Origin of the sequence: Micromonospora sp. D75, assembly GCF_018070405.1 — a bacterium.
Taxonomy (GTDB): domain Bacteria; phylum Actinomycetota; class Actinomycetes; order Mycobacteriales; family Micromonosporaceae; genus Micromonospora; species Micromonospora chalcea.
Genome location: NZ_JAGPXV010000407.1, coordinates 1 through 5,431, shown reverse-complemented (window position 1 = coordinate 5,431; position 5,431 = coordinate 1). Strand labels below are relative to the sequence as shown.

Below are 5,431 nucleotides of genomic sequence, written 5' to 3'. Positions count from 1 at the left end.
GGCGTGCGGCGTGGCCACCTCCAGCACCGACACCCGCCGGTCCGCCGACACCTGGATCTCCGGGCCGTCCCCCTCGGCCGGCGCGAAGAGCGGGTCCGTGGCGGTCCGGCCGGCCAGGTCGGTGAGCGCGGCCCGTACCCGGTCGGCCTGCTCGGCGGGCGCCCGCACGGCGACCGTGTGGCTGGTGCCGTTGCTCGGGAACGCCGCGGTGAGCCGGTCGTACGCCTGCATGGCGGCGGTGGTGCGCGGCACGTCCTCCGGGCCGGGGAACTTCAGCTTCATGCCGAGCGCGGGCGCGGCCAGCGCGAGCAGCAGCGCCACCGAGATCAGCAGCGTCGCCACCGGCGCGCGCAGCGCCGGCTTGAGCACCGCCGGCCAGAACCGGGGCCGGGCCGACTGACCGGTGCGCGGCGCGGTGAGGCGCCACAGCAGCGGCACCCGCGGCCGGTCCACCCAGCGGCCCAGCTTCGCCAGCAGCGCCGGCAGCACTGTGAGCGAGCCGATCACCGCGACCGCCACCACCAGGATCGAGCCGACGGCCAGCGAGGAGAAGATCGCGTCCTGGGCGAGCAGCAGACCGCCCATCGAGATGATCACGGCGGTGCCGGAGACCACCACGGCGTGCCCGGAGGTCTCCGCCGCGATCTCCACCGCGTCCAGACCGGAGCGGCCCTTCGCTCGTTCCTCCCGCTCCCGCCGCACGTAGAACAGCGAGTAGTCGACGCCGACCGCCATACCGATCAGCAGGATGACGCTGGCGGTGGTGTCGGTGGCCGGCACCAGGTGCGAGGCGAGCGTGGAGAGGCCCATCGCGGCCGCCACCGAGGAGAGTGCCAGCAGCACCGGCACACCGGCGGCGATCAGCGCGCCGAACGCGATGATCAGGATGGCCAGCGTCACCGGCAGGCTGAGCAGCTCGGCGCGCTTGAAGTCCTTGCCGAGCGTGTCGTCGAGCGCCTTGTCGATCGACGGGCCGCCGACCTGCTCCACCCGCAGCTGCGGGTGCGCGTCCTGCACCTTCGCGGTGGTGTCCCGCAGCGGCTGCACCCGGTCCCCGGCGGTGCCCGGGTCGCCCGACATGGTGATCGGCACCAGCAGCGCGCTGCCGTCGCGCGACGGCATCGGCGTACCGATCGACGCCACGCCGTCGACCTGCCGCAGCCGGTCGGCCGCGTCCTGCGCGGCGGCCTTCGCCGCCGTCTGGTCGAGCGAACCCGAGCGGGCGGTGATCAGCACGTTCTCGGTCGCCGGCCGGTCGAACCCGCCACTGTCGACGATCAGCTGTGCCCGCCCGAACTCGCCGATCGCCTGATCCTCGTCGGTCGCCTCGTTCAGCCCGGCGGCGCTGCCGCCCACGAAACACACCGCCACGAAGACCACCCACAACGCGATCGCGCGCCACGGATGCTCCGCACTCCACCGTGCCAGCCGCACGGTCACCGGTCGCCTGCCCATGTTCCGGGTTCCACCCTCCTGATGCCGGCCCTGCGCCGACCCCAGATGACGCTAGGCAGCAGGCGGGGCCCCGGCATCGGGGAACGGCCCCCGCTCGTCCCCGATCCGGCGGGCGCGGTCCGCGCGGCCGGAACCGGCCGCACGGACCGGGCGGAAAAGGGCATCTCCGGGTACGCTCCGGCGCGTCTCCGGGGACCGTCGGGCGATGCACACCGGCGCAACCCCGAATCGGCTCGGGGTCAACCCCGGAGGGTGCCCCGGGGCCGCGGCTGACAACGCGGGCAGCTGTAGGAGGACCGGTTCATGAACGCCTCCCGCCGGATCGGCGCGCCGCAGCGCGGGCAGGGTTCGCCCTCCCGGCCGTACGCGTTCAGCGACCTGTCGAAGTAGCCGCTCTCGCCGTTGACGTTCACGTACAGCTCGTCGAAGCTGGTGCCGCCCTGCTTGATCGCCTCGGCGAGCACGTCCCGGACGTGCCCGAGCAGCCGCAGCGCGGCCGGGCGGGTGAGCGCGTCGGCCGGGCGGGCGCCGTGCAGCTTCGCCCGCCACAGTGCCTCGTCGGCGTAGATGTTGCCCACCCCGGAGATCAGCGTCTGGTCGAGCAGCGCGCGTTTGATCTCCGTACGCTTGCGGCGCAGCGCCGCCACGAACGCCTCGTCGGAGAACTCCGGGTCCATCGGATCGCGGGCGATGTGCGCGATCTCGGCCGGCAGCTCCGCCCCGCCTTCGGAGACGGACAGCCCGCCGAACGTGCGCTGGTCGACGAAGCGCAGCTCCGGCCCGTCGTCGGCGAACCGGAACCGGACCCGCAGGTGCAGCTCGTCGGCCGCGCCGACCGGCTGCAACAGCAACTGGCCGGACATCCCGAGGTGGCCGATCACCGCGTCACCGCTGTCCAGCGGCAGCCAGAGGTACTTGCCGCGGCGGCGTACGCCGGTGATCGTCCGCCCGGCGAGCACGTCGGCGAAGTGCGCGCCGCCCGGCGCGTGCCGGCGTACGGCCCGGGGGTGGCGCACCTCGACGGCGGCGATCCGCCGGCCGATCACCCACTGGGCCAGTCCCACCCGGACGGTCTCGACCTCGGGCAGCTCAGGCACGGCCGGCGCCCGCCTCGACGTCCGCCGTCTCGTCCTGCCCCGCCGTCTCGTCCCCCGCCGCCTCGGCCTCGGCCCGCTCGGTGATCATCCGCCAGGCCGACTCGGCGGCGCGCTGCTCGGCCTCCTTCTTGCTGCGCCCCTCCGCGCCGCCGTAGCGGTTGCCGGCGACCACCACCCAGGCGGTGAACGTCTTCAGGTGGTCCGGTCCGGTGCCCTCGATCCGGTACTCCGGCACGCCGAGCCCCAGCGCCGCGGTCAGCTCCTGGAGGCTGGTCTTCCAGTCCAGCGCCGCGCCCCGGCCCGCCGACTCGGCCATCAGCGGGTCGAAGAGCCGGTGGATCACGATGGCCGCGGTGTCCAGGCCGTACTGGAGGTAGATCGCGCCCAGCAGCGCCTCCAGCGTGTCGGCCAGGATGCTCGCCTTGTCCCGCCCGCCGGTGGCCTCCTCGCCCTTGCCCAGCAGCAGGTACGCGCCCAGCCCGTCCGGGCCCAGGCCACGCGCCACGTCGGCGAGCGCCCGCATGTTGACGACGCTGGCGCGCAGCTTCGCCAGCTGACCCTCGGGCAGGTCGGGGTGGTTGTGGAACAGCGCAGTGGTGATCACCACGCCGAGCACCGAGTCGCCCAGGAACTCCAGCCGCTCGTTCGTGGGCAGGCCGCCGTTCTCGTACGCGAACGAGCGGTGGGTCAGCGCGCGTTCCAGCAGTTCCGGGTCGAGCGACACTCCGAAGGCCGCCTCCAGGTGGCCGACGGGAGCACGCCGCCGATTGTCGTTGGTCATGGTGCTACCTCGGTGTCGTGTCGGTCAGGTGCGGGTTCGTGCGCAACGTCGGCGAGCAGGGCGCGGACCGTTCCGGCGGCGTCGCGGCGCCACAGGTGAGCGGCCAGGGCGATGCCCGAGGCGACGTCCTCGGAGCCGGCCGCGCCGTGGCACACGACCACGGTGCCGCCCACCCCCAGCAGGGCGGCGGCGCGGGGCGCGCCGCCGCCGGGCGGAGGGCCACCGGCCATCGCGTACGCGCCCTCGATGGCCTTCAGCAGGACGTTGCCGGTAAAGCCGTCGGTCACCACCACGTCGGCGCGGGCGCCGAGGGAGATGTCGTACCCCTCGACCAGGCCGACGTAGCGCGCGTCACAGGGCAGCGCCAGGGCGGCGATCGCGGGATCGGTGTGGCGGCGCAGCCGGTCGCCCTTGCCGGTCTCGTGCCCGACGGAGAGCAACCCGACGCGGGGCGCGGTGACGGAGTGCGCCACTGCCGCGTAGGCGGCGCCCAGGACGGCGTGCCGGGTCAGCGTGGCGGGGCCGGGTTCGAGCGTGCCGCCCACGTCCAGCAGCACCACGGGCCCCTCGACGGCGGGCAGCGTGGCGACGAGCGCGGGGCGGCGTATCCCGGTCCAGCGGCCGAGGCCGAGCGCGGCGGCGGTGACTGTGGCGCCGGTCGAGCCGGCGGAGACCACGGCGTCGGCGAGGCCGTCGCGGACGGCCTGCACGGCCGTGCGTACCGTGCTCTCGCCGCGGGCGGCGGTGGGATGGTCGGCCATGCCGACGGCGGTCCGCACCGGGCGGACCGTGACCCGGGCTCGCTGCGCCGGGTCGAGCGCACCGATCAGCTCGCCGGCCACCTCGATCGGGCCGACGAGCATCAGGTGCAGGGCGGGATCAGTGCGTACCGCTCGCAGAGCGCCGTCAACCACGACGGCGGGAGCATCGTCCCCGCCGAGGAGGTCGACGGCGATCCGCGCGGTGCCCGGCTCCGCCGGCCCGCCGGCCGGGGGCCGGTCGGCGGTGGAGGGAGCCGGGGCACCGGGCGTGAGCCTTGGTGCGCGCGTCACCCGACCGGTGGTCGGGGACGTCACTCGGCGTCCGCGTCAGACCTCGAGGACCTGACGGCCGTTGTAGGTGCCGCAGACGGAGCAGGCGGCGTGCGGCAGCTTGGCCGACTTGCACTGCGGGCAGGCCACGGTCGCCACCGCCGAGGCCTTCCAGTTCGCCCGGCGGGCGCGGGTGTTGCTGCGCGACATCTTGCGCTTGGGGACGGCCACGGTTCTTACTCCTCTGTACGGGTCAGTTGCGTCAGGCTCGCCCAACGCGGGTCGACCTGCTGATGGCTGTGATCGGCCGGCAGATCGTCCCAGTGCACCCCGCAGTCGGGGCACAGGCCTGGGCAGTCCTCCCGGCAGAGCGGGTTCGTCGGCAGCGCCAGCACCACCGCGTCCCGCAACGCCGGCTCCAGGTCGATCAGATCGCCCTGCATCCGGCCCACCTCGTCCTCATCGGTCGTGTCGTCCGTGGTGCTGTTCTCGTACGCGTACAGCTCCTGGATCGTCACGGCCAACGATTCGTCGATCTCGCGCAGGCAGCGGCCGCACTCGCCCTTGACGGGACCGGTGACGGTCCCGGAGACGAGCACGCCCTCGGACACCGACTCCAACCTCAGGTCGAGGTAGAGGTCCGCGCCCTCCGGCACACTGATCAACTCCACGCCGAGGTCCGCCGGTGCCGGCACGACCCGCTTGTGCGTACGCAACGCGCCAGGTCGGCGCGGCAGTTCCCTCGTGTCGAGGACCAGCGGCGACCTGGGGTCGAGTGTGCTTGGCGAGTGTTTGGGCATAGTCAGACTCCGGCCGATGAGAGGCCGACAAAGAAGGTTACCTGCCTGGCGGCGGACCGTCGAACCGGGGGCTGACCTCCGGCTCGGCGGCAGCCGGCTGTCGGCGACCGGCCCGCGCGCCGCTCAGAAGGGTAGCGGGCGGTCCGGCTCGTCCCCGGCGAAGGTGCCGATCTCGCGCAGCGCGTGCATCTTGTCCCGGCCGCGCTCTATCGAGGCGAGCGCCCGGGTGAGGAACTGCTCGAAGTTCGCCAGCGCGGTGTCGACGTA

General features: G+C 73.9%; 6 protein-coding genes. All 6 read right to left on the bottom strand.

What is annotated here, in order from left to right; translation table 11 throughout:
• On the bottom strand, positions 1–1,455 hold a 1,455-nt coding region (locus KBX39_RS21780), incomplete at its 3' end, for an MMPL family transporter (RefSeq protein ID WP_210872243.1).
• Positions 1,456–1,694: 239 nt separating this feature from the next.
• The gene (mutM, locus tag KBX39_RS21775; protein WP_064447028.1) at positions 1,695–2,552 is read right to left on the bottom strand and encodes a bifunctional DNA-formamidopyrimidine glycosylase/DNA-(apurinic or apyrimidinic site) lyase; all 858 of its coding nucleotides are present in this window, start codon (positions 2,550–2,552) and stop codon (positions 1,695–1,697) included.
• Positions 2,545–3,333, bottom strand: a complete 789-nt coding sequence (gene rnc / locus KBX39_RS21770; protein ID WP_210872241.1) for a ribonuclease III — start codon at positions 3,331–3,333, stop codon at positions 2,545–2,547. Before rnc ends, mutM begins: the two co-directional genes overlap by 8 nt.
• On the bottom strand, positions 3,330–4,289 hold the full coding sequence (locus tag KBX39_RS21765) for a phosphate acyltransferase PlsX (protein WP_176722757.1): 960 nt from the start codon (positions 4,287–4,289) through the stop codon (positions 3,330–3,332). The genes rnc and KBX39_RS21765 overlap by 4 nt, the downstream gene beginning before the upstream one ends.
• A 132-nt stretch (positions 4,290–4,421) precedes the next feature.
• Positions 4,422–4,595 carry a 50S ribosomal protein L32 gene (rpmF, locus tag KBX39_RS21760; RefSeq protein ID WP_030500827.1) on the bottom strand — a complete coding sequence of 58 codons (174 nt, stop codon included), beginning with the start codon at positions 4,593–4,595 and terminating at the stop codon, positions 4,422–4,424.
• Positions 4,596–4,600: 5 nt separating this feature from the next.
• Positions 4,601–5,164, bottom strand: coding sequence for a DUF177 domain-containing protein (locus KBX39_RS21755; RefSeq protein WP_210872239.1), 564 nt, complete (start codon positions 5,162–5,164; stop codon positions 4,601–4,603).
• Positions 5,165–5,431 lie beyond the last annotated feature (267 nt).